The organism is Limimonas halophila (genome assembly GCF_900100655.1).
Lineage (GTDB): Bacteria > Pseudomonadota > Alphaproteobacteria > Kiloniellales > Rhodovibrionaceae > Limimonas > Limimonas halophila.
This window is the reverse complement of the sequence record NZ_FNCE01000001.1, coordinates 557,787-581,168: the sequence shown is the minus strand read 5'-3', so window position 1 is coordinate 581,168 and position 23,382 is coordinate 557,787. Positions and strand designations below refer to the sequence as shown.

At 66.4% G+C, this 23,382-nt stretch carries 17 protein-coding genes, 2 pseudogenes, 1 CRISPR repeat array and 1 other annotated feature (1 of these 21 cut by a window edge); of the genes and pseudogenes, 7 read left to right on the top strand and 12 right to left on the bottom strand.

Annotation, left to right across the window (positions count from 1 at the left end):
- Positions 1–325: direct repeats of the CRISPR family, unit length 28 nt; unit sequence CTTCTCAGCCGCCTACGCGGCGGCTCAC (it extends 1,085 nt beyond the left edge of the window).
- 125 nt (positions 326–450) lie between these two features.
- From BLQ43_RS02675 to BLQ43_RS02660, 4 genes are read right to left on the bottom strand one after another with little or no spacing between them, the layout of a single operon-like run.
- Positions 451–1,182 (bottom strand): type I-F CRISPR-associated endoribonuclease Cas6/Csy4, encoded by a 732-nt coding sequence (locus BLQ43_RS02675; protein ID WP_090018555.1) that lies wholly within the window; start codon positions 1,180–1,182, stop codon positions 451–453.
- A 7-nt stretch (positions 1,183–1,189) separates the two neighbouring features.
- Entirely contained in the window at positions 1,190–2,308 is a 1,119-nt protein-coding gene (gene csy3 / locus BLQ43_RS02670) for a type I-F CRISPR-associated protein Csy3 (RefSeq protein WP_090018554.1), read from the bottom strand.
- A complete protein-coding gene (locus BLQ43_RS02665) occupies positions 2,305–3,162 on the bottom strand; it encodes a type I-F CRISPR-associated protein Csy2 (protein ID WP_090018553.1) in 858 nt (285 codons plus the stop codon). Before BLQ43_RS02665 ends, csy3 begins: the two co-directional genes overlap by 4 nt.
- Positions 3,159–4,448 (bottom strand): hypothetical protein, encoded by a 1,290-nt coding sequence (locus tag BLQ43_RS02660; protein WP_090018552.1) that lies wholly within the window; start codon positions 4,446–4,448, stop codon positions 3,159–3,161. The genes BLQ43_RS02665 and BLQ43_RS02660 overlap by 4 nt, the downstream gene beginning before the upstream one ends.
- A 12-nt stretch (positions 4,449–4,460) precedes the next feature.
- Here BLQ43_RS02660 and BLQ43_RS14240 point away from each other — a divergent pair, with 12 nt between their 5' ends.
- Positions 4,461–4,988: a hypothetical protein gene (locus BLQ43_RS14240; protein ID WP_143006135.1), complete on the top strand. Its 528-nt coding sequence runs from the start codon at positions 4,461–4,463 to the stop codon at positions 4,986–4,988.
- A gap of 1,519 nt (positions 4,989–6,507) precedes the next feature.
- Entirely contained in the window at positions 6,508–7,623 is a 1,116-nt protein-coding gene (locus BLQ43_RS02655) for a hypothetical protein (RefSeq protein WP_143006134.1), read from the top strand.
- A 120-nt stretch (positions 7,624–7,743) separates the two neighbouring features.
- Here BLQ43_RS02655 and BLQ43_RS02650 read toward each other — a convergent pair.
- Positions 7,744–8,639: pseudogene (locus BLQ43_RS02650) on the bottom strand (transposase).
- Positions 8,296–8,412, bottom strand: a sequence feature (AL1L pseudoknot). It overlaps the preceding pseudogene by 117 nt.
- Before the next feature lie 557 nt (positions 8,640–9,196).
- Here BLQ43_RS02650 and BLQ43_RS14235 point away from each other — a divergent pair.
- The gene (locus BLQ43_RS14235; protein ID WP_143006133.1) at positions 9,197–9,886 is read left to right on the top strand and encodes a hypothetical protein; all 690 of its coding nucleotides are present in this window, start codon (positions 9,197–9,199) and stop codon (positions 9,884–9,886) included.
- A gap of 191 nt (positions 9,887–10,077) precedes the next feature.
- Here the strand turns inward: BLQ43_RS14235 and BLQ43_RS02645 are convergent, their stop codons facing one another.
- Both BLQ43_RS02645 and BLQ43_RS02640 read right to left on the bottom strand, forming a co-directional pair.
- Entirely contained in the window at positions 10,078–11,052 is a 975-nt protein-coding gene (locus BLQ43_RS02645) for a hypothetical protein (RefSeq protein ID WP_143006132.1), read from the bottom strand.
- A gap of 217 nt (positions 11,053–11,269) precedes the next feature.
- Positions 11,270–11,722 carry a hypothetical protein gene (locus BLQ43_RS02640; RefSeq protein ID WP_143006131.1) on the bottom strand — a complete coding sequence of 151 codons (453 nt, stop codon included), beginning with the start codon at positions 11,720–11,722 and terminating at the stop codon, positions 11,270–11,272.
- Positions 11,723–11,832: 110 nt separating this feature from the next.
- On the opposite strand from BLQ43_RS02640, the pseudogene BLQ43_RS14795 reads away from it, so the two are divergent.
- From BLQ43_RS14795 to BLQ43_RS14715, 3 genes and pseudogenes are all read left to right on the top strand, one after another.
- A pseudogene (locus BLQ43_RS14795) lies at positions 11,833–12,340 on the top strand (transposase); the annotation flags it as partial.
- 364 nt (positions 12,341–12,704) lie between these two features.
- Positions 12,705–13,157 (top strand): hypothetical protein, encoded by a 453-nt coding sequence (locus BLQ43_RS02625; RefSeq protein WP_143006129.1) that lies wholly within the window; start codon positions 12,705–12,707, stop codon positions 13,155–13,157.
- A 1,699-nt stretch (positions 13,158–14,856) separates the two neighbouring features.
- Entirely contained in the window at positions 14,857–15,183 is a 327-nt protein-coding gene (locus tag BLQ43_RS14715; RefSeq protein ID WP_342670358.1) for a tyrosine-type recombinase/integrase, read from the top strand.
- 894 nt (positions 15,184–16,077) lie between these two features.
- Here the strand turns inward: BLQ43_RS14715 and BLQ43_RS02610 are convergent.
- The 5 genes from BLQ43_RS02610 to BLQ43_RS02595 are packed head-to-tail and all read right to left on the bottom strand — an operon-like array spanning position 16,078 to position 21,765.
- Positions 16,078–17,178, bottom strand: a complete 1,101-nt coding sequence (locus tag BLQ43_RS02610) for a 2-aminoethylphosphonate--pyruvate transaminase (RefSeq protein WP_090018544.1) — start codon at positions 17,176–17,178, stop codon at positions 16,078–16,080.
- Positions 17,179–17,188: 10 nt separating this feature from the next.
- On the bottom strand, positions 17,189–18,181 hold the full coding sequence (locus tag BLQ43_RS02605; RefSeq protein WP_176758481.1) for an FAD:protein FMN transferase: 993 nt from the start codon (positions 18,179–18,181) through the stop codon (positions 17,189–17,191).
- On the bottom strand, positions 18,178–19,635 hold the full coding sequence (locus tag BLQ43_RS14230) for a phenylacetate--CoA ligase family protein (RefSeq protein ID WP_143006128.1): 1,458 nt from the start codon (positions 19,633–19,635) through the stop codon (positions 18,178–18,180). Before BLQ43_RS14230 ends, BLQ43_RS02605 begins: the two co-directional genes overlap by 4 nt.
- Positions 19,628–20,809: a phosphonopyruvate decarboxylase gene (aepY, locus tag BLQ43_RS02600; RefSeq protein ID WP_090018542.1), complete on the bottom strand. Its 1,182-nt coding sequence runs from the start codon at positions 20,807–20,809 to the stop codon at positions 19,628–19,630. Before aepY ends, BLQ43_RS14230 begins: the two co-directional genes overlap by 8 nt.
- Positions 20,810–20,820: 11 nt before the next feature.
- On the bottom strand, positions 20,821–21,765 hold the full coding sequence (locus BLQ43_RS02595; RefSeq protein ID WP_090018541.1) for an isocitrate lyase/phosphoenolpyruvate mutase family protein: 945 nt from the start codon (positions 21,763–21,765) through the stop codon (positions 20,821–20,823).
- Positions 21,766–22,032: 267 nt separating this feature from the next.
- Here BLQ43_RS02595 and BLQ43_RS02590 point away from each other — a divergent pair, with 267 nt between their 5' ends.
- Entirely contained in the window at positions 22,033–23,373 is a 1,341-nt protein-coding gene (locus tag BLQ43_RS02590; RefSeq protein ID WP_090018540.1) for a putative porin, read from the top strand.
- Positions 23,374–23,382: the final 9 nt, after the last annotated feature.

Below are 23,382 nucleotides of genomic sequence, written 5' to 3'. Positions count from 1 at the left end.
TCAGCCGCCTACGCGGCGGCTCACGTGCGCGCTCTACGACGAGCTGTACGGCGATTCTTCTCAGCCGCCTACGCGGCGGCTCACGCCAGGACCGAGCTGATGCGTCACGGCGCATACTTCTCAGCCGCCTACGCGGCGGCTCACGCCGCCGTGTCGGCGCAGACCGGCGTTCCGCACTTCTCAGCCGCCTACGCGGCGGCTCACGGTACGGCGGGTCGACGAAGTGAAGCGTCTCGCTTCTCAGCCGCCTACGCGGCGGCTCACATGCTCAGCCGCGGTAGTGACGCTGCCAGGAAGCTTCTCAGCCGCCTACGCGGCGGCTCACGGCAAAATCATGCCCGCATGCCGGGGACATGGGCCGCACGGCCGGGGTTACCCTTCGTCCCCGGCCGACCCAGCCCATCCTCCTGATCAGCCCCACTTTTCCAAGAGCACCGCAGCCACGAAGGTTCACCGAACCCCGGGGCCGCGCGGATCGAACTCCGGCACGACGACGGGCGAACGTGCGCCATTGGTCCCATCGCCCACGCGGGCAAGGCCATAGACGTCCGGCACAGCCGAAGCGTCGTCCGGCGCCGTGACCTCCCGCCGCGCGATGGACAGCGAAAACCGCTGCCCCGTGGAGCCGGACTGCATCGCCAGATAGACCGGGGGCGCTTCCCGGCGTTTGCCGCGGGCCAACGCCCCGGCGTCGCGCCGGCGCTTGCGGATCATGGCGATGCTGTCGCGCGTCTCCCCACGCGCTTCGGCCCGGCGCTGGTAGCGTGCTTCCGTGCGCAGGATCGCCGCGTCGGTCGTCGCCTCGTGCCGGCGTTCGCGCCGGTAGACAGCGTAGCCGAGCACGGCCTCCGGCTCGACCTCGCGCACGCGTGGCGTGCGGATCATGCCCGCCTGAACCAGCCGATCGACTTCCGCGCGCTCGGTGAACGCGGCAAGCGCGTCCGGACTGCCGAAGACGCGAACGTGCCCGAGACACGCGGCGAGGTCCGCCGGCCGGCCATCCTTGCGCCACGTGACGTGCGCCAGCCCCGGCAGCGCCACGGCCAGCCGCTCCGCACCCGACGCCACGCCGAGGTTGTGGCAGTGCACGGCATGCACGACGTTGCGGGCCAACAGAGGATTGTTGGGCTCGACGAGGGTGGTGGCGTCGCGGCTGTAGCGGAACTCCAGATAATGCTCCATCGCGCCCCTACTCCTTGCCGCCGAACACGCCGCCGCGCGACAAGCACGCGAAAACGAAGTGCACGTTGCCGCAATCGGGATCGGCCGGGTCCTCCTTGTCCAGCGCTGCGTAAAGTTCCTTGCGCCGGTTCTGCCGGGTGATGAAGTCGTAGAACGAGCCGCCGTTGGGCGGGCGCAGCGCGACGGCGCGCGTGGTCAGCGCGGCGTAGGGGTCCGCCGGCATGGCACACTCAATCTCCGTTGAGCCGTGCCATTCGTCTACGCAGCGGATGGCGTTGCCGATCTTTTGCGGGTGGAAGGTGGCTTGGCGAACCGTGCGGTTGCCGTGCTGGACGGGGATGGCGGACAGCACCTTGCCAGCATTCTTGTTGCCACGCCGGCGGCGCACCCGCTCTTCTGCTTCGCCGCCCAGGTATTCCTGACTCGGGAAGATCTCGGAGCCCTCGGGCAGCGCGCCCTCGCCCACCAGTTCCAGGGAAAGGACGGCCTCTGGGTCGTACAAGGCGCGGCCCATGCGTTCGGCCAAGGCGCCGGCCCCCGGAGCCGCCTCTTCCAGCGTATCGTCGCCGGGATAGTGGTCACGCTCCAGCTGCGCTGGATCGGCCGTCAGCACCCGGACGCCGTCTTCCAGAACGTGCACCTTCTTGTCGGTCATAATCAGGAAGTTGCGCCACAGCCACCGCGCGTTCAGCACGTTCCACAGGTAGCGCTTGGCGAGGAAGGTGTAGCCGCCCACATCGCGGTATTTGCGCGCCAGCTCCTGCAGATTGTCGGCGACGGTCTTGTTGTCGCAGGCGTGGGGCGCAGTGCTGTTGGGCAGGAACTGGACGCTGGTCTTGACCACCAATCGGTCAGCACTGGCCGGAAGCTTGGCTTGGTCGATCGTCTGCAGGTTCGGCTCGCTGATGTTGAACTCGGTGTTGTCGGGATCGCTGACGTAGTTGCTGATCTGTCCGCGCACCGAGACTTCTTCGACCTCGGCGGGGATGAGGGCGCTGCGGTTGAGTTGTTCTTCCTCGGTCAGCAGCGGTTCGCCCGCGGTGACGCCGAAGAACAGCCCTTCGCCCGGCTGAACCGAACGCGCATAGGACAAGAGGTTTGCGTGCAGCGTGGGAACGGTGGTCACAGTTGCTCCTCCAGTTCGGCTTCAACAGCGGCCGGCGTGCGACCGCGGACAACGAAAAGACCGGTCGGACGGTCGATGTGCCACGACCACAAGACGGCGTGGCTGATGCTTGGCGCCCGGGCGAGCGCACGGGCGGAAACGAACTCCGCGACCGTTGCGACGCCCTCGGCGAAGACGTGCGGGGTTTCGGGCTCACGCGTGCCTTCCCGGCCGCTCGCGTTCTCGATCGGCTCCAGGGCCTGGAAGCCAACCGAGAGCGGTGTCAGCCGGTGGCGCACTCCGGGCTCGGGCTCGCTGTAGGGGTTGGTCCAACGGCCGTCCTCGTCGCGGTGTAGCGTGGCCACGTCCAGCAACGCATCGAGCGGATCGGCCGCATGGGTGGTGGCATCTTCCAGAATGTCGGTCCGGTCGGCCAAAAGATGGCCGGGCGGCACGCTTCTCAGCGCTTCGCCGAGATCGTCACATGCTCGAACCGGCGGGACGGGTGCATCGTCGCCTTCCATCCGCGCGCCCGCGAACCGCGCCCGCTGGACTGCGCGGCGCACGGTGTCGGAGAACAGCGTGTCCGCTGGATCGGCGAGGCAAATCGTTGCGCGCACCTGACCGAACAGGCGCCCAGGCGCCTCCGCGGGCTCGCCGCTCGGCTGGGGCGTGGGGCGGAACATGCCGCTGTGGGGCGTCACGCGGTGCAGGAGCAGCGCGACGGGCAAGTTGGCGGCTGGTTGCCCACCCGCCCGCGCGATGACGTCGGCCACGCCGGCAAGCGCGGTGATGCTCGGAAGTCCGGCCACAACGGGGCTGCTGTCCAGGGCCGCATCTGCGGCCGTGAACGGGCCGATGGCGAAGATGCTCATGGGAGTTCGGGCTCCAGCGCGGCTTTCAGGCGGCGGGTCAAGCGATCGCGCACACGCTCGTCGTGGGCGCGCGTTCGGAAGAGCGCGGGATCGACGCGCATGAGGGCGCGCAAGACGGCTTGGAGGGCTTCTTGTATGAGGGCCTCACGGTCGTCGTCCGTGGCCGCGCGGTCCTGGAAGAGCACGAGGTCGCGAACGGCCGGGCTACACGCGTACTCCGCCTTGTCGCCCAGACTGCCCGGATCAGCAGCGCATTCATCGCGGACATCGCGCAGGTACTTGGCCAGCGTGAGCGCCATGTCCCCGGCGTAGCGATCAAGCGCGGACCGGATCTCATGTGTCGAATACCCGTGGCCGGGCGCGCTCGGGTCCGGATCGCGTTCAAGCCGCGCAAAACGCTGGACGGCGTGACTTCCGCGCAGCAAGCCGGCGTAGAAGAGCGGGGCGCCGTTCTTCCAAGTCGTGATGCGCCGCTGTATGCCAGCGTGCTCGATTGGATAATAGCTCGCTCGAATGCGAGTCAGCTGGCCGCCTTGGTACTGAACGTGAAGCCCAACGTTTTGCGGCTTTGCTGAGGTGACAACGGCCGTGCGCGGCACGAACGCCGTCGCGGAGCCGTCGGAACCGCGCTGCTGACGCTCGCGCATGCGCTGCGGCAATTCTGTATAGATCGCCGCCGACGGGACGGGCGTGACCTGAACGTACCCGCCCGCGCCGTCCGGCACGAACATCGCCTTCATGTGATCGCCGTCGATCGCGGAGACGTCGGACAGCCCGTGGTCGCGCTTGCGGCGGTACATCTCGCCCGCGGTCGCGAGTGCATCAGCCGGAACCCCGAGTTCCGCCAGCGCATTCGCAAACACGTCGCCGTTCGCGATGCGCTCGATCAGCATCGCAGTCTCGCCTCGCTCATCCGTGACGCGGGTGCACAACAGCTTGGCGAGCGGGAGATACGCCGCGCTGCCGGCATAGGAGAGCGGAACGCGGGCGTGGGTCGTCGCAGCCGTCGCGTAAATCGGACTGACGCCGGATTTTGCGTGTCCGCCGAGGGCCACCGGCATCTTGCTGCCGACCTTCGGGGGCACCTTGGCGACGCTCGGGTCCAGCACGCTGGGAAGGTAGCTGCCGATTTCGGCGATAATGCCCGAGAGACGATCCGCCGTGACCCGCTCGGCGCGCGCTTTGGCTTCGTTACGGCTTTGCAGGCTCTCAAAGCTGTCGATTTTGCGCTGCTGGCGCTCTCCTGTCCGTGCCTTCGTGTCATGGGCATTCAGAAGAATGGTCATGAACGCCCCTGCATGACCGTCGGAAACAGTGAACGGTTCTTCCGCCACACGAACGGCAAAAACCGTGTCCAGCGCTCGCTTCAACGCAGTTCCCTCAGCGGCCGGACGATCGGGATTCCCACTCGCCATTTTGGCGACATCACTCGGGAAGGATTCAGGATCAAAACGCATGTGTGCTTCGCGACCCGTCATGAAGGAGGAAAGGTTGCAGACCCGGTGTTCACAGGCCGGCTCCGGGTGTATTTTTCAGCTTGCACTCGAAAGCGCGACAACCCTCCGTGGTTGCTGCTGTGCTGCTGCAGTTTTTTAGCTATGACCATGCCGGCCGCCACCTGTTCGGTGCGCTGCACGGTTGCTGACCGTGATCTGGTTCAAGGATGCCAATGCATCGGGCTGAGTCAAGTATTCATAAAACCCTTACTATGGGCGTTGCAACGCGCCTTGGCTGGCCCCGCCAGCCAAGGCGCCGCCTATCCGGCGGCTCATCTACAGGAAACCCTGACTATCTTCTCAGCCACTTATGCAGTGGAATCTTTATAATGATGATTCTGACAAGCAAATCACCAATCTTCAAGACAAATCTTTCCCCTAACTTAAACGAAAATATCGCCCACTTCGGAGGAGAAAGGGGGGGCTGAGCACCAACCTGCGTCCCATACCAATTTTTGCCGCCGCCCCTGAGACGCCTACGATCCCAGGCTGGCGGGCAAGTCGAAGGAGATCCACGACGAGATCGACCGGGCCGTGCTGCGCGCCTACGGCTGGAGCGACCTGATCGACGCGCTGATGGGCAAGCCCGGCGCCGCCGCGCCCAGCCCGCACGTCACGCCCGAGCAGGAGGCGGCGGAACAGGACCCCCCTAGCACAGGAAAGAATACCGGACTTCCACCCTCTCAGGGAACGATTCAGCGTGAACTGCCGACCTCACATTCGGCCCTAGCGGGGTGCATGCGAACTTATCGACGCTGACTTGCTCCTGCTCGTCTGTGCATGTTGCCCAACGATCGATGTTCGGCGTTCGTTCACGCTGCTGCGGTCCCGGATCTGATCGCAGTCCTTCATATACGGACACGGGCTCTCTCAGGCATCGCGCACCGGCAAAGCCACCTTGGCGATCCCGCTCTTTCCGCAGCTGTCCCTCAGCGTGTGCAGCCAAGCTGCATCTGTGTCGACGCCGATGTGCGGCGCCGCCCGCCCAAACGGGCCTTACTTTCATCAGGCTGGTTCCCGTGCAGCGGTGCAGTCTTGCCTGCCTTGCGCCCTGTAAATGCAGGCGCGCGGTAACGTAAAAGCAAGCATTTACCCGATATTGGCTTCTTCTTACCCCCGTCAACAAGTCATGGGAAATTCTTAACGCTGCAGCGATTACAGGGAAATGGGAAAGGTCTAGCGCAGGGCGATCTCTTTACGGGTCTCGCTTCTTCTTGCAATTATGCGATCATCGAAAAAACAAAAAATCTGCTTCCCATATCGCCGAAATTTGACTCGATCCAGTCAGTGCTTAATTATATTCTCACGTCATCCGGAAAACAGGTCTGTCAGAAACCAGTGGACCGCGAAAGGCGACGGGCACTGTTGCTCCAGTGTGTGCCGTTCTCCCTTCCGGCTCCGGTCGCTTCCCCACGACAGCCCACAGAGGATAAGACCGCTGATCACGCGCCACTCGACACCCGCCGCGAAGGCACCTCAGCCCGTCTCCCCAGGATATATTTTTTCTGCAGCCGCGCTTCAGCAGACCACGAAAAACCATAGCAAGCGCGAGAGCTTACAAGCGTCGCACCGAGACAGCCCGAGTTCGCGCCCCGCTCTCACCTTCCTCCCACTCTCTCGCTCTCTCGCAGGAAGGACTCTCCGAGGAAGAGCAGAGGAAGGGAGGAAGGGAGGAAGGGAGGAAGGGAGGAGAGGGACTTCGATCCGCCCTCCCCTACGGGGACTGCTTCAGCTCTCTGCCAAGGGATGGGCACTGAAGCTCTGCCGAAGGGATGGGGGCTGAAGCTCTGCCGACCGACTGAGTGACCGAACGAACGAACCAAGCAACGCGCACTGACCCGGACCGAGCATGACAACGCACACCGCACCGACCCGCGCCCGCTACCCTGCCGACCACGCCCTTGTGCGCTCGTCCATGACCCCTCCCATGCGCTTTCTCCCGGAGAAGGCCGCAAAGCCCATGCGTGCTGCCCGGGCGAACCACGGCAAGATCCCGTCGAGCGGCCGCAACCTGACCATCAATCAGGAGCTCGCTCTCCTCCTCGAATTCCTGCTCGCGCAGCCCATCGACCAGTTTGTCTTCTCGACCTACGACATCTCCGAGCGCGAAGCCGAAAATCCGCGCAACGTGATCTCCGGCATCCGGCGCGCGCTAGCGCGCCTTGGCTTCGATATCACCGACTACGTCGCCATCGTCGTCGACCAAAGCCAGCATGTGCAAAGCCCACACATCCACATCGTCTGGGGCATCGAAGCCACCCCGGCCGCGCTCACCGCCTTCAACAAAGTCGGCCAGCGCCGGCACGTCACCCGCTCCTCAAGCAAGTCGCACAACCAGCCCACCGACAACAACCGCGGCGGCCTGCCCGGCCTTCTCTGGGGCTACTTCCGCGCCGCCCGCAATCTCGGCAAGACCCCCGCCGAACAGGCCAGGAAGGGCGCTGTGATGATCTCCCAGGGCTGGCGCCGCGCCATCCAAGCCGTCGCCCGCACCGGCTTCCGCGCCGATCTCCACGACGCCTCCACCGGCCTGCCCCTCGGCGCCGAAGCGCCCGCCACCACCCCGGCCAAACCACGCGTGGGCCTTCCCCCCGCGACCGGGCACAAGCCAGCGCCGGCCCCGTCTGCCGCGCACCCCGCCGCCGATGCCGGCACGGCCGATCACCCACCCGCCGCAACGCCCGCAGATGCCCCGGCCGGGGAAATCGCCGTGGGGGCCGATTTTTCGCCCGCTGAGACCCGTTGCGTGCCGGGCGCTGGGATGACAGCCCCCAAGCCCCGGATCAGCCCCAGCGGCCACGCACGGGCCAGGAAACGCTATCCGGCAGCATGGCCTTCACCCGAAGCCCCATCGCCGCGCCCCTTGCCCGATCCGCGGTGGACCATCCGCCGTGCCCGCATACCGGTCGGCGCTGGGGGCAGCTTCCCGCCCATCGCCAAAAGTGGGCGCTCACCGCCCGCATAGGCCGGGGGACCGCTTCGGCTTCTACGCATGCAAGCGATCTTGGGTCCGACGATCCACTTCGGGTGCTATACACGACGCTGAACTGTACCGGCTTCCTTGGAGGCTGTGGGGTTTGGACAATCAGGCGGCCATGGCCGCCTGATTGTCTCGCTCGAAAAAGTCGGCCTCGGCTTCTGCGGGTGGGATGTGGCCGAGCGGTTCGAGGAGACGCTGCTGGTTGAACCAATCGACCCATTCGAGGGTCATCAGCTCCAGGGCTTCCAGGCTCCGCCACGGACCACGGCGTCGGATCACCTCGGTCTTGTAGAGCCCGATCACGGTTTCCGCGAGGGCGTTGTCGTAGCTGTCGCCGACGCTGCCCACCGACGGCTGGATATCTGCCTCCGCGAGGCGTTCGGTGTACTTCAGCGACAGATATTGAACGCCGCGATCGCTATGGTGAACGAGGGTCTGCTAACCCGAGACCGGTTGGCGGGCATGGAGCGCCTGCTCCAGCGCGTCGAGCACGAAGCCCTCGCGCAGCAGCTGCCGCCAGACCTTGCGCACGCCGCAGACTTGGAAGTTCTCCTCCCAGACCCGCCGGATCTCCGCGCGTAGCCATGTGTCCCGCCGCACCCGCGCCGGCGCCGTGGACGGATCGGCCCGCCGGGCCGCGTGGGCATGATAGGTCGACGGAGCGATCGCCAGCTGCCAGCAGATCGGTGTGAGCCCGTAGACCGCGCGGTGATCGTCGATGAACGCGATCATGACTTGGATCGGCGGTCGAGCTCCGCCTGGGCAAAATACGCCGACGCCTTGCGCAGTATCTCGTTCGCCCCGCGGAGCTCCTTATTCTCCCGCTCCAGCTCCCGCATGCGGTCCCGCTGTGCCGTCGTCACGCCGGTCGCGACGCCATCGTCGCGGTCAGCTTGGCGCAGCCAGCCACGTAGCGTCTCCGGATTGCACCCGAACTTCCCGGCGATCGAGGTGAGCGCCGCCCATCGCGAGGCGTACTCTCCCTCCTGCTCGCGTACCATGCGGACCGCCCGCTCGCGCAGCTCCGCCGGGTACGGCTTTCTCGTCGTGTTCGCTCCCATAGGCTCCAGTCTCCCAAATCCTGAAGCCTTCGGGAAGCTCGGGGCGGTTCACCTCCCCGCTGGGCTGATCGGGTGGGGCTATTAGGTTCCCCTGCGGATGGGGCTGAAAGCCTGCTGTGACCGCAAACACCTCAGAACGGTGCGGTACCCGCTAAGCCTCATCCGAAACGCTGACGGAACCCACGCTCTCAGCTGGGCGGAAGAACCGAATTCCTCCGATGCGGCCCCGGCCGCTCGCCGGTATCGCGTGACGAGCCACGTGCCGCTGCTGCGCGCCGGGGCTGTCGGACACGCTGAGATCGGTCCGGCGGGTGGGAGGATGTTGCTCGTCTTTGAGGATGGTCATCGCGAGTGGTTCCTTCCCCACCACGTGACGCGCTTGGATGCCGATAGCTGAACGCCGGCATGGACGCCGATGGTGTCTGCGACCCAGGATGGCTGTGCCTGGCCAGCGAGGAAACGCTGGCGCGTCCCTATACAGCATTGGTTCTGCAGCCATGGCCGAGCCCGAGCACTTCAGCCGCGATGTCCCGCGGCGCTGCCTGCACCTGATCAACCGTCTTTGGCATCAGCTCGACACGATCCACGACCCACGAGACCCAGATGGCGGTACACTCACCGCGACCTTCGTGCTTGCGATGTCCACCCCGATCGTGCTGCTGCCCATCGAGCTGATTGACCGCACAGGCCGAAGGGGGAACCCAACATCCATCGATGACCGTGGCCTGGACCAATCCCTCACTGACGCGATCAATAGGGGCTTAGGCGGAGGCCAGCTCCAAAACGCTCCGTTCTTCGAAAAAAACAGTTGGGCGTCGGCAAAACGCAGCTCTGATAAGAGTCCCAGTCTCCGTCACGGCCTTGATTTCAAATTGATTCAAGAGTTGGGCACAGAACAAGCTGAGAAAGCCGCGAATGAAATGCCATGCAATCAGTGGTCAAGTATCATTCGCAACGCGCTGGCTCATGGTGGCGTCGTATACTTGGACAAGGAGGGAAGGCATGCCAGAGAAAACGAAGTCGCGATGCTCGCTTTCGTTAGCAGGCGAATCGACCGCGATACGAATTCGCCTACTGATAGTCTGGTGTTGCGGGTGTCGCTCCAGAATTACCTGATCTTTCTGGACAAATGGGTTGGCTGGCTTGACAAATCCGGGATTGCAGGATTGCTGAACGCAGCAGCGTGAGTGCGCCCTGGCGCCAAGTGTTCGGAGCCTGCTGCACACTGGTGACATCCACGTCCAGCGGCCGCTACTCGCGCCATTTTTCGGCACGGGGCTAAACCGGTGCCCGGTTGCGATCTCTAAGAGCTGATGCGGCGACAGGCGATCTGAGGGTTCGCACCAGCCGATAGCAGGTAATGCAGGGGGCTGCGCCTTCACTGTGCGTCATAGAGGTTGGCGATGCAGGCTCGAAGACGGTCATCCGTCCAGGCGTCGAGGCCGGAAGCGTGGAACTGCCGGATTTCCGAGACGGGATAACCCTGCACCCACTGGTGCTGGACGGTGAGATCAAGCTGGCTTGCCGGCGCTCCCTTGCGGTCGGGCGGCCGCAGGGGACGACCGGCGTCCGGATCTGTCGGTGCGGGCGGTGCCGGCCGGGGCGCAATGCAGGCCGGTGACATCGGGATAATGATGGGGTCCGGCTCGATGGCCAGTGCCTTTTGTTCGTCTGGCCAGGCGACCGCCGCGGGATCGAGTTCGCGGCCCGCTTCACCATCGTAGGCATAGACGCCTTCGTAAGTGCAGCCGAGTGCAGCGATCTCCTCCAGCGCATGAAGCGACAGCGACTGGCCAACGGCGCGAAAGCTTTGCAGCACCTCGCGGTATGGCGCGTACACGCGCTCGGACCAGGAGCGCGCGGAAAAGCGGTCTTTGGCTTCGCGCATCAGCGAGCGTCCTGGCGGATTTGGCTTAGGGGTAATGGAAACAGCGACATCAAGATCGCCGAGCTCGTCCGCATCACGCTGAAGATAACTGCCAAACACGGCTAGACGCTCAACCAGGTAGGCATGGCGGTCATCTGCGTTGATCGCCCTGGCCGCCCCGACAGCACCTTCCAGCAGCCTGTCAGCTTGCGCGCGTGTGATCGGGTTCCCGATCCGGGCAGAGGCGAGGCGGAGACCGCCCTGCCCTACAGTCCACCAATCCTGCCCCTGGCTGTGCACGGAGTAGACAAGGAACCGTTGCCGCGCCAGGTCCAGGAGCGTCCGGCTCAGCTTGGGCTCTGTGAGCCCGAGGCGACTTCCCAGTTCGGGGGTGCTCGCGGCCCGCTGCTCGCCGATGCTCTGTATTGTCTTCTTCACACGAGAAGCGGTGACACCGGCGATCACACTGTTCCGGGGGATGCGCATGTAAGTTCTGCTTTACGAATGCTGTCTCGATTGTCGAACACCCATTATACGAGAGTTAAGGTGCGTTTCACGCTTTCCAAGAAGCACGGGAGTCGGTTGATTTTGGCATCAGCGAGTGACCGGACGTGGTAGAACATGCCGGGCCACGCCCCTGTCGGCTCGGCCCGGCAGTTTTACGACACGGCCTGCAGAGCGCACACGATCCTCGTCGTCAGGATCAGGCGCGGATATGGTCGTTTGGAACGCGTACCCAGACTTGAACCCATACAGCGTCGTCGGCTTCGCTGCGCTGCGCGTTGTTGTCCACGTTCACCTCGAAGTCGCCGTCCTCTCCATAGAGATCGTGGGCCGCTTCGATTTCGGCCTTGGACGCTTGGTTCGAGCTGACGATCTGCGAGAAGCCAGGAGCCTCGTAGTCTTCGGGAACTTTGACGGGCTGAAGCTGCATACAGCCATCCTCGTACTGCCAGTCGAGCAACAGGCTCTTTTCGGCCCCAACGTACTTACTCATCTCTTCGATGAGCATTCCAGTGTTGTTGTCGGCGATTGCACCCTCGGCATTGTCGCCGATTACATCGACTTCAGCGTGGAAAAGCGAATAGACATTTGCGGAATAAACGGTTGTCATTGCTATAAAATTTCGATCTGAGTCATGGTATTTTGGAATCATGGTGCAGAACCTGTTTTGTGATCTATTAACAGTTTGCTTTAAAATCCGTACTGACGATGCGGGTTAGGCGTGATTCCCTAGGGTCAGCAGGGGTCATAGGGGGACACGTCATGCGCGGAGACGACAGCCGGTCCGGGGCGTTGTTCAGCTACGTGGATCTGGAACAACGGGTGCCGTTGGATCATCCGCTGCGGGTGATCCGGGGCGTGGTGGATGACGCGCTCAAGGAACTGTCGCCGACGTTCGAAGCGATCTATAGCGATCGCAGACGGCCGAGCATTCCCCCGGAGTGGCTGATGCGTGCGCTGGTGCTCCAGCTGCACCACGGCATCTGTTAGCTGGCCTTCGGCCAGCGACTTTGTGTCCGAGCGCCAGATGATGGAGCGCCTCGACTTTGATCTTCTGCTCCGCTGGTTCGTGGGCCTGGGGATCGAGGATGCGGTCTGGCATTCCAGCGTCTACGCCAAGAACCGTGAGCGGCTGGTCGCCACGGAGGTGGAGCAACGGTTTCTCACCGCGATCCTGGAGCACGAGCGGGGCAAGCCGTTGTTGAGCCGGGAGCATTTCTCGGTCGACGGCACGCTGATCCAAGCGTGGGCGTCGATGGCGAGCTTCCAGCTCCTCGGCGAGCACAGCGGAGACGATACCGACGGTGGCAACGTCGATGGTCACGTCGGTGGCGGCCGGAATGCCGGCCGAGATTTTCCTCCCCGGCCGACGCGATCGGGGTTACACTAACCCCGCGCGTTCGCGCGCGTGGGCGCGCTCGCACACACACGCGTGCGCACATTCTAGATACTATATAATAAAGATACTCTTATATTATATAATAAATATACTATTAGAGATTCTTATAGAAGAAAGAAAGTAAGAGAGAGTTAAGAAGACTAGCAAGAAAGATAGATCCTGACGGATCTATCTTTCTTGTGCGCGGCGCTGCGCGCCGCAAGGTTGGAAGCCCTCACCGACAGGAGAATGATGGATGGACAGCTTACCCCGGCACCGATCACGCTCTCGGCATGCCCTCGCCCTCGGCTTGGCCTTCACCCTGCCCTTCGGCCCGGCCCTCGCCGACACGCCCTGGCCGGAGACGTCGAAGACCGACCCGGCGTTCTCGCACCCGGCCCTGGCGGAGACCTTCGCGGCTAGGCCCTGGGTCGACGATTCCCTGTGCCGGCTCCGGTTCGAGAGCATGGACGGCTCGTACGCCGGCTGTCAGGGGATCTGGGACGCGCCGAGCAGCAATACGAGCGTCAGCTACAGCTTCGGCCGGAACGGATCGCTCTACCTGGAGGTCTCGGCCAGGGACGGCATTCATCAGGCCGAGGTGCCGGAGATGACGCCGGCCCGGCCCCGGAAGACGCCGCCCACGCCGACCGTCGACATCGAGTGCTTCCCGACCGGCTATGGCAGCGTTCGCTGCGTCGGCTACTAGAGCCGGGGTTTGATCGCGCGCAGAGATGCCCGCCAGGGCCGATTTTTTCGCCGCTGAGGGGCCTTTGGGGGTTGGGGGCTACGTGGGGCCCGCCCCTGAAAGCCAGAGGCGCCCCAGTAAGCGCTTACGTGGCTGTTTCGCATCAGCGCGAGATGCAGCGATTGGATGGTGGCAGGCACGCGCTAGACCCGGCCCTGATCGCCTCGTTCGCTAGGCGGCTCAGACGGCTTCGAGCGCAGCTTTATCTTGTCAACACAGTGCATCAGTGATGCAGAAACAACGCGTCTACCTGAATTAATAAAGAGGTCGCTCGATTCGTTGATGAATCTGCAAAATGCAGCCTATCAAAATCATAGCTCATAAATAATTGATCTATATTATGTTTTCAATTTCCGTCAACCCTAATCCACGAGAGCCGCTGAATCACCACACGCGTTGATTCATTCATCAAGCAAAAAGTCGAATTATTCAGGGAAAGCAGAAACATAGCCATGATCTTGGGTCACGTCGTCACACTGCATCTGGAAAACCCCATGCAGCCTGATGAACACCGTTCGAACTCTGCATACCCACCCTCTCAAAGCCCTACGTGTCCCACGAGCGTCTCCGAAGGGAGCTCCCCAAGATGTCATAGCGAAACGCCAGGAACGTTCTGGCACAAGCCCTTGGCCGGTGAGTGAAGCGAATACACTTTCATCTCCCAGCGGTGGGAAGCGCATAGGAAAATGCGCGTGCACAAAGGTTCTTCATCGTGGTGGCGAAGGGGGCGACACGGATCGCCAACCCCGTTCTCCTTGTTGCCCTTCCCCACTTTCTCGAAGCTGCGCGACAGGCGCACCTTGCTGTCCCCGAATACAAAAGCCGCCCCGCTGCCCGCGATCTTGGACGCGCCGCAGGACGGCGCAGTGCGGTCAGCTGACACCCGCGCGGCGCGGCCGGACTGGGTCGATCGCGCTTACACCTTGGCGAGCATCGGCTCCGCCACGACCACGCTGGCCTTGCCAGCCGCGTTTTCCACCGGTGCCGGTGACAGCGCTGCAGCGAGCCACCTGAAAGCAACGCGCACCATGCCCGCCGGCGAGCCGCGGCCGACAGCCTGAACGTGCCGAGAGCAAGCAGTGCCCGGCGCTCGCCACCACCTCGCGAACAGGATCACATGGGCCGGGTCTAGCGAAGGGTCCTCCCCCGCCCTGGCGCTCGTTCGCAGTTGCTGTTCGCGCTCTGCTGATGCTTGCTGTGCCTGCTGCCGACCGCGCAGATGCCTGCCGCCCGTTTGCGCTGCGGAAGAAAAAACGCGGGGGAGGTGTGTGCTGGGTATCGGCCAATATTCCGCCGGGCGGAATTGCCGGGCGCCTTGTTGTCGTATGTAACCGCGAGAGCCTCCGCGTGAAGCACAAAGAAGCGCCTGCGTGTCGATCGGCGTCAGCGTCTAACCCCTGGAAAGTCATGTGCATCACTAACTTACGGGGCCAATCGGCACCCTCCCTCAATGCCGACCCACAACCCGGAGGCGGCCTTGCGCGCACTGCAGCATGCGGCGGCCGTAAAGGCGCGGCATGCGTACACGGAGATCACATGACCGCGCGCACCGACCACGCGCCCGCCCACCTGGAACTCTACGACGCCCAAGGCCCGCGAAAGCACCTAACGGCTGAAGAGCGCCGGTCTGCCGTGTATCGGGCCGTGCCCGTGCCAACCAGTGTGCTCGACGCGCTGGAGTTGGTGCACGACGTCCGCCAACTGCAGCGGCGCAGTCGCGCGCGGCGTGTGCTTATGGTCGTGGAGCCGGCCGACCGCTTGGCGGCACGTCGCGGCCGTCATGCACGAGGCCCGCCTGGACGGCCCGCAGGCCACGCCCAAGGGCCTGCGCCACGGCTTCGGCGTGGCGGCGATGCAGGCCGGTATTCCGCTCAACATGGTGCAGAAGTGGCTCGGCCACGCGCAGCTCAGCACCACGGCCATCTACGCGGACGCCGTGGGTGCCGAGGGCGCCCAGGAGCACAACATCCCCAGCCGCGATATGTGACTTATTCTGAGTCAAAATAACGAATAACTTCTTACGGTGGTACTGGAGAATGAGCGCGCGAAGGCGCTGTTGAGTTTGGACCATCGCTCGGTCGGCGGCGCGCTGATCCAAGCTTAGGTGTTGGTTGGGAACTTCTATCCAGTCGATCGTGAGAGTGGGAACGACAACTGCGGTTACGGACCTGGGATTGCGGGGCGACCGACCCGTGCAACATGGGCGGAGTTTTTCCGCGGCGAACGCCGTTCTAACGCCACCAGCCGCTCGAGCGCCGATCCGGGTTTACATCTGTTCCACAAAGCCGCGGGCCAAACATCGGGACTCGCTTACATGGATCGTGTGTTCACCAAGAACAGGCACGGTCGCGTCGTGGACGTGCGCACCCCGCCTACGAAGAGAATGGCCGCGCTGCACATGCCCGACACGCAAGGCGAACGCTCGGCGCCGACAAAGGCTACGACACCAAGGACTTTGTGGCGGAGCTGCGCGAACAGGGCGTCACCCCGCACGTCGCCCGCAACGTTATCGAGACCCCGAACGAGCTATTCTAACTTTGCGCCATCAATTACCGTGTACTCTGGGTAGTCCTAGCCATGGGCTTCGCATCACGAATAAGCCACCCAGTGAGGGGACGTGGCAATGACACAGCGGGAGTCCACAGCGCTTGTCCACACAAGGATGGACCAACTCGCTAAGAAATTGAAAAACAAAGAATTTATCGGTGGAGGGAGCGCTTCCTGGTCCCCCAGCCATTTTTATGGCCTGCGTCAGTGATGCCAGCGCGGTTGTCGGCGCGGCATTCGTCAACTTGTAATCCCGATCAGGTACGTCGATCCGAGCGGTGTGCGCGGCTCGCCCATCCGAGTGCATGGGGTCGCGGCGGCGTCCAACTGCAAGCTATGGGCGCAGGCTCGCCGTCACGTCGTCGAGCGCAATGAGGAATCCCTCGATCTCGCGGCGGCCGATGGCGCCGATGCAGCCGACGCGGAAAGTTTCGGCCGCGGTCAGCTTGCGCGGATAGATGAGGAATCCGCGCGCGGCGAGACCGTCGTAGAGCGCATCGAACGCCAGCTCGGGCGGCCGGTGCACCGTAACGATCGTGGGCGCCTGGTGCGCGTCGGGCAGCAGCGGCACGAACCCGCGCGCGCGCAGGCCGGCGCGCAGCGTGGCGCAATTGTCGCGGTAGCGGGCGATGCGGGCCGGCACGCCGCCCTCGCCGTCCAGCTCGTCCAGGGCGCGATCCAGGGCCGCGACCGCGTGCGTCGGCGGCGTGAAGCGCCATTGCCCATCGCGCTGGAACCGCCGCCACTGCGCGGCCAGATCGAGCGTGAGGCTGGGCGCGCGACCGTCCGCCGCGTCCAGCGCATCGCGCCGGGCGACACAGAAGGCCAGCCCCGGCACGCCCTGCAGCCCCTTGTTCGCCGTGCCCGCCAGGGCGTGGACGGGCGTTTCCTGCAAATCCAACGGTGTGGCCGCGACGCTCGCGACCGCATCCACGAGCAGCGCCCGCCCCCGCGCCTGGACCGTGCGCGCGATCGCATGCAGGGGGTTTTCCAGCCCCGTGGTGGTTTCGACGTGGACCACGGCCACGTGCCCGATGGCCGGATCGGCGGCCAGCGCCGCGTCCACCGCCCCGGGATCGACCGGGCTGTCTTCCGGCCAGGTCAGCGTCGTCACGTCGCGACCGGCCGCGCGGGCGATCTGCGCCATGCGCTCGCCGTAGGCGCCGTTGACCAGCATCAGCAGCCGCCCGTCGGGCGGCACGAGGGATAGCACCATGGCCTCCACGGCCGTGGTGCCGCTGCCCGCGAGCGGCACGGCTGCGTGCGTTGCCGGATCGCCGCCGACGACACGCAGCAGGCGTTCGCGCACGCGCTGCGTCAGCGCCAGGAATCCCGGATCGCGCGAGCCGTGGTCGCGGTCCATCGCCGCCTTGACGCCGGCGGAGGTCGTAAGCGGCCCCGGCGTCAGCAGAATGGGCGCGTCGTCGTCGGCCATGCTGAGCCCGTCACGCCGCCGCAAAGCGGCCGAAGGTTTCTACCGCCCCGGCGTGATCCACGACGAGCGCGCCCAGCCCCGGCCGGTCCGCGACCACGGCGGCGATGCGGCCCGTGGGCATGGCCGAAAAGGCGGTCGACAGCGCGTCCGCGGTGGCAGCGTCGGGCGCGGTGACGCTGACGCTGGCGTGGCGCGTGGTGCTGCCGCCGGTCGCGGGATCGAAGAGGTGGTGGTGCCGGCCTTCGGCGTCGAAGGGTGTGCCGTAGCCTGCCGAGGTGGCGAGCGCACCCGACGTCAGCGGGACAGTGCGCACCAGCGTCAGCCGCCCGCCCGCCGGCGCGGCCACGCCCACACGCCACGGCTCGCCGTCGTTTCCGGCGCGGGCGCTGAATTCGCCCAGATCCACAAGGTGCCGGTGCAGGCCATGACGGCGCAGCGTTTCGGTGACGAGGTCCGTGGCGCGGCCCTGCGCCAGGCCGTTGAGCGTCACCGCCATGCCGGGCCGGTCGAACGCCACGCCATCGCTGTCCACGCGCACGCGCCGATGATCGACCAGCCCGGCCGCGCGCTCGCGCAGCAGCTGCGGCGGGGGCGCGGGGGCGTTCGCATCGCGGAAGAAACGCGCGTGCAGTTCCCACAGCGGCTGCACCGTGGGATCGAAGGCGCCGTCCGTGGCCCGCGCGACCGCCAACGCCCGGTCCAGCACCGCGCGCAGCGCCGGCGAGGCCCCGGCCAGCCGGCCGTCGCGGTTGAGGCGCGAGAGTTCGCTGTTTGGATCGTAGAGGCTCACGGCCGCTTCCAGGCGCCGCAGCTCGCGGCGCACCTGCGCCAGCGCGGCCTCGACGCGGCCGTCACCGGGGTCCGCCAGGGTCACGCGGCCCGACACCCCCATGAACGTCAGCGGTTCGCGGCGTGCGCGCTCACCCGCCGCCAGCGGCCAGGGCAACACGGCCGCGCCGGCGAGGCCGCCGAGCGTGCCGAGAAGCGTCCGCCGTGTGGTCATGGCGCGGCAACCTCCGAGATGAAGTCGAAGAACTTGCCGCCGGCCGTCAGCGGCAGCTCGTCGCGATAGGCGATGGTGACGGCGAAGGGATGCTGCAGCTTGTGGCGCAGCCAGCCGCGCACCTGCTCTTCCTCGTCGGTCGTGAGCGCGCGGTCGGCGACCAGCCGCGCCTCGACATGGTCCGTGGTTGTCTGCACGAACTGATAGCCCCGGATGGGGCCGATCGCCAGCAGCTCGCGGATCTCGCCGCTGGACAGCAGCGTCCACCGCCGGCTGCCGTCGGGCAGCACGAAGGTGGTCTGCGCGCGCCCGAGAACGCGCCGCAGCACCGGGAGCCCCCGGCCGCACGGGCATTGCTCGCCCACTTCCGCGTAGTCGCCGATGTCGTAGCGGATCAGCGGCATGGCGTAGTTGTGCAGCGGCGTCACCACGACGCGCCCGATCTCGCCGGGGGTGCAGGGCGTGCCGTCGTCCTTCAGCACCTCGACGATGACGCCCTCGCTCTGCACGTGCAGGTGCTCGTGCTCGGGGCACTGGAGCGCCAGATACCCGGCCTCGCGCGAGCTGTAGGTGTCCACCACCTCGGCGCCCCAGGCCGCCCGCACCAGCTCGCGCAGCTCGGGGCGCACCACCTCGGCGATGAGCTGCACCTGCCGCAGCGTCGGGATGCGCGCGCCGGTCTCCAGGCAGTGCCGGGCCAGGCGCTCGACGTTCGAGGGGAAGGTGAGCAGATAGGCGGGCTGCTGGCGCTGCAGCCACTCCACCTGCTGATCCAACGGCGTGTTGAGGTTGAGCGCCACGCACGGCCCCGTGTCGTAGACGGCCGTGGGCTCCTTGCCCCAGTTGCGGGCGCGCGTGCCCTCGGGATAGGGGTCGTCCCCCTCGCCCGCGTGGCGCATAACGGCGACCGTCTGGTTGCGGTCGCGGCCGTGCCAGTCGTGGTCGCGGTGCGTGAAGGCTTCCCAGAACAGCACCGAGAGCTGCGTGCGCAGCGCCTTGATGGGCCGGCCGGTCGAGCCCGAGGAATGCACGGCGGACACGCGCCCGTGGCCTTCGGGGATCGCCTGGCTGCACAGGGCCTCGTACTGATTCTGCATGTCCTCGCGCCGCAGCCACGGGATGCGGCGCCACGCCCCTTCCGGCACGGTGCCGTCGCGCAAGATGGGCACCCGCTTCAGGCGCTTGCGGTAGAAGGGCACGTGCTTCTGGGCGTGCAGGATCAGCCGCGCGGCCTGGGCGCGCTGCCAGTGCCACAGGTCGTCCGGCGACCACCACTGCGCCTGGTTGAACTGGTGCAGCAGCCCCAGGACCACCGCCTGGCGCCAGTCCGGCACGGCCGGCCAGACCACGCCGGGCGCGTGCGAGCGCGGCACGTTCACGGCGGGCCAGCCGCCCGGTTCGGCCGCGGCCGAGGCGTCGGGCGCGGGTTCGCGGGCGGATGCGGCGTCAGGCATCGGGGGAGTCCTCCGTGGCGGTCAGGTGCGCGCGCATGCGCGCGGCCAGCTCCGGCAGCGTTTCCTGTGGGCGGCCCAGCTTCGGCAGCGCCCCGGTTGCCACGTGCGCATGGACCAGCGCCGGGCCGTCCGGTGCGCGCAGCGCCTCGGCAAGGCCGTCGCGGGTGTCGCAGGCGGCCGTGGCGGCGTAGCCGCAGGCGCGCGCGACGGCGGCGAAGTCGACGCCGGGGTTGGCGGTGCGCTGCCCGCCCGTGGAATCGTGCGCGCCGTTGTCCAGCAGCACGTGGGTCAGCCGCGCCGGGGCCTGTGCCCCCACGGTCGCCAGTGTTCCCAGGCGCATGAGCGCCGCGCCGTCGCCGTCCAGCACCACGACCGGCCGCGCCGGCTGCGCGCGGGCGATGCCCAGCCCAATGGCGGCGGCGCTGCCCATGCCGCCGGTGACGTAGAAATTCCGCGGCCGGTCGGCGAGCGCGTAGCATTCGCGTGCGATCTTGCCCGTGGTGGCGACGACGGCGGCCTCCGGCGGCAAGGTTTCGGCGACGGCCCTGAGGGTCTCGGCACGAGCGGGCGGCGCTCCGCCGGCCCGAAAATCCCGGTGCGGGGCCGGCTCCCGGCGTGCGGGGTCCGCGTCCGCGACCGCGCTCACCCGTGATGCCGTGCCCGCGTCGTGCTCGGCGATCCGGCCGGGCGGCACGATCAGGGCGGCGCTGCGCCGTTCGGTGTCCATCCACGCCGTCAGGCGGGCGAGCTGCGCCGCCACGCCGTCCGGGGTTTCCGCCAGCTCTTCGTGCGCGATGCCCAGATCGCTCAGCACCGCGTGGGTCGCCGCGCCCATGACGGCGTGCTGCGGCGCGTCGCCCGTGCCCGGCTGCCCGCGCCAGGACACCAACAGCAGCACTGGAATCCCGAAGGGCTGCGTGAGCGCCGCCAGGGGGTTCACGGTGTTGCCCAGGCCCGAGTTCTGCAGGAGCACCGCCGGCCGCCGCCCGGCAAGCCAGGCGCCGGCGGCAATGCCGACCGCCTCCCCTTCGCCGCTGGCAGCCACATAGGGGATATCCGCGCGCCCCTGCTCCAGCGCGGCGAACACCCCGCCCTGGAGCGAGCACGGCACTCCGGCGGCGAAATCCACGCCGTGGGCGGCGAGCGTGTCGAGCAGCGCACCGGGTTCGTGCATCGCCTGCCCCCTCAGGACCCGGCTGCACGCAGGCGCGCGGGCGCTGGACCGTCCTCGGCGGCGGGCATGTAGTGCTGCTCGGCCGCGCGCAGCTCCTGCTCGTCGGTCAGCTCGAAGACGCGTTTCAGCGGCGCGTAGCGCGCGTCGCCGGGCTCGGGCGCGCCGCCGTTCGCCTGCTGGGCGGCGCAGGCGTTCTCGATCCCCTGGATGGCTGCGCGCAGCGTGAAGTTGGCCCAGATGACCAGCGACACGCCCATGCGCTGGAAGGTGTCAGCCGGCGTATCCGCGTAGGTCGTGGGCACGACGACGAGCGGCGCGCGGCCGCCCCAGCGGGCGGCGAAGGCGGCCACTTCCTCCGCGGTCGTGGCCTTGGAATGGACGAGAATGGCGTCCGCCCCGGCGTGGCGGTACGCCTCCGCCCGTGCCAGCGCCGCGTCCAGCCCGTGCCCGGCGATCAGCGCCTCGGTGCGCGCGACCACGACGAAGTCGTCGTCAGGCTGGCTGTCCTTGGCCGCGCGGATCTTGCCGCAGAACTCGCCAGCCGGGCACAGCTCGTGCGTGCGCTCGGCGAAGGAGTTGGCCTTCGGGAAAGCCTTGTCCTCGATACACACGCCCGCCAGGCCGCGCTGGCCGATCTTCTTCACGAAGCGGCGGACGTTGTTGAAGTTGCCGAAGCCGCTGTCGCCGTCGACCAGGATGGGAACGCTCGTGGCCTCCGCCATCAGCTCCAGCGAGTCGAGGATCTGCGTCCACGACGCCTCGTTGTTGTCGCGCAGCCCAAAGGACGCCGAGATACCCAGGCCCGAGGCCCAGATCGCCCGGTAGCCCGCCGATTCGACGATGCGCGCCGAGAGCGCGTCGTAGGCGTCGATCACCGGAATGGGCGCGCCGGCGTGCAGCAACGCGCGCAGGCGACTCGTCGCGGGCGCGCTTTCCTGGTCGATGTGCAGCGTCATGGGCTCCCCCTTCCCCGCGCCGGCCGGCCATCCGGCCACCCGGCGTTCGGGACGCTATTGCAAATGCTTTGCATTCTCAAGATGGTCGCGGCACGCTCCGGCGCCCCGCGTCAAAGCGGGACATGCCCCGGTGCGCGGCGCGTCCGCCGCAAGCCACAGCCGGGTTGTAACCGGACAGAAGGCGTGTTGCAAATGCGTCGCATTCGCATTACGGAGGCGCGCGCCGGCCATCACGGTCGGCGGGCGCTACAACCAAGGGGGTATCCCATGCGACGCAGCAGCTTGCTGATGACCTCGGCCCTGGTCGCCGCCGCCATGACGGCGGGCCAGGCCCGGGCGCAGACCGACGACCTGCCCTCCCGCGAGCGGATGTGGGAGATCATCCAGCAGCAGCAGGAGCGGATCGACCAGCTGGAAGGCGAGCAGAAGGAGACCGAGGCCAAGGTCGAAGCCACCGGCGACATGGTTCAGAACGTCGCCAAGGAGGCCCGCCAGGGGCCGTCCGGCTGGTTCGAGAACACCCAGATCGGCGGCTACGGCGAGGTCCACTACATCGGGGACAACGCCCTGGAAGGCGGCGAAGGCGGCGAGGTCGGCAACGGCGACGCCGAAGCCACCGCCAAGCGCTTTGTCCTCGAGGTCGGCCACCAGTTCAACGAGGACCTGCGCTTCTTCTCCGAACTGGAAGTGGAGAACGCGCTCGTCTTCGGCGGCGAGGACAGCGAGGGCGAGGTTGAGCTGGAGCAGCTCTGGGCCGCCTACGACATCGCCCAGAACCACGAGGTGCGCGGCGGTGTCGAGCTGATCCCCGTGGGCGTTATCAACGAAACCCACGAGCCCAACACCTTCTACGGCACGCAGCGGCCCATCGTGGAGCGCCGCATCCTGCCCACCACCTGGTGGGAGGCCTCGGCCAGCGTGCGCGGTCAGCTCGGCGGCGGCTTCAGCTACGACGCCATGATCCACACCGGGCTCGACGCCTCGCTGACCGGCGCGGAAGGCGCCGAGGGCGGCGAAGCCGGCAACGCCTTCAACGCCGCCGCGTCCACGCAGTCCGCTTCCAACGCCACGGCCGAATCCGGCGCCGGGACGCTGCGCCTGCAGTGGACCGGGATGCCGGGCGTGACGCTGTCCGCGACCGGACAGTACCAGGAGGACGTGACCCAGGACCGCGAGGACGTCGAGGCGACGCTGTTCGAGACCCACGCCGACATCGAACGCGGGCCGTGGGGCTTCCGCGCCATGTACGCGCGCTGGGACTTCCACGACGACGTGCAGCAGCAGATCGACTTCGACGAGGACGGCACGGCGTCCACGGTGTCGCTGGAAGGCTTCGGGCGCGACGAGCAGTGGGGCTGGTACCTGCAGCCCAGCTACACCTTCCAGAACGTCGGCCCCGGCGAGCTGGGCGTCTTCGGCCGCGTCTCCATGATCGACGATCAGGCGGGCCGCGACGCCATCGACAGCCGTTTCACCGAGTTCAACGTCGGCGCCAACTACTGGCTCGATCCCAACATGGTCCTGAAGGCCAACTACGCCCACCAGACCTACGAAGACAGCCGCGACGACGAGGGCAGCTTCAACCTGGCCCTCGGCTTGCAGTTCTGACCACGCATG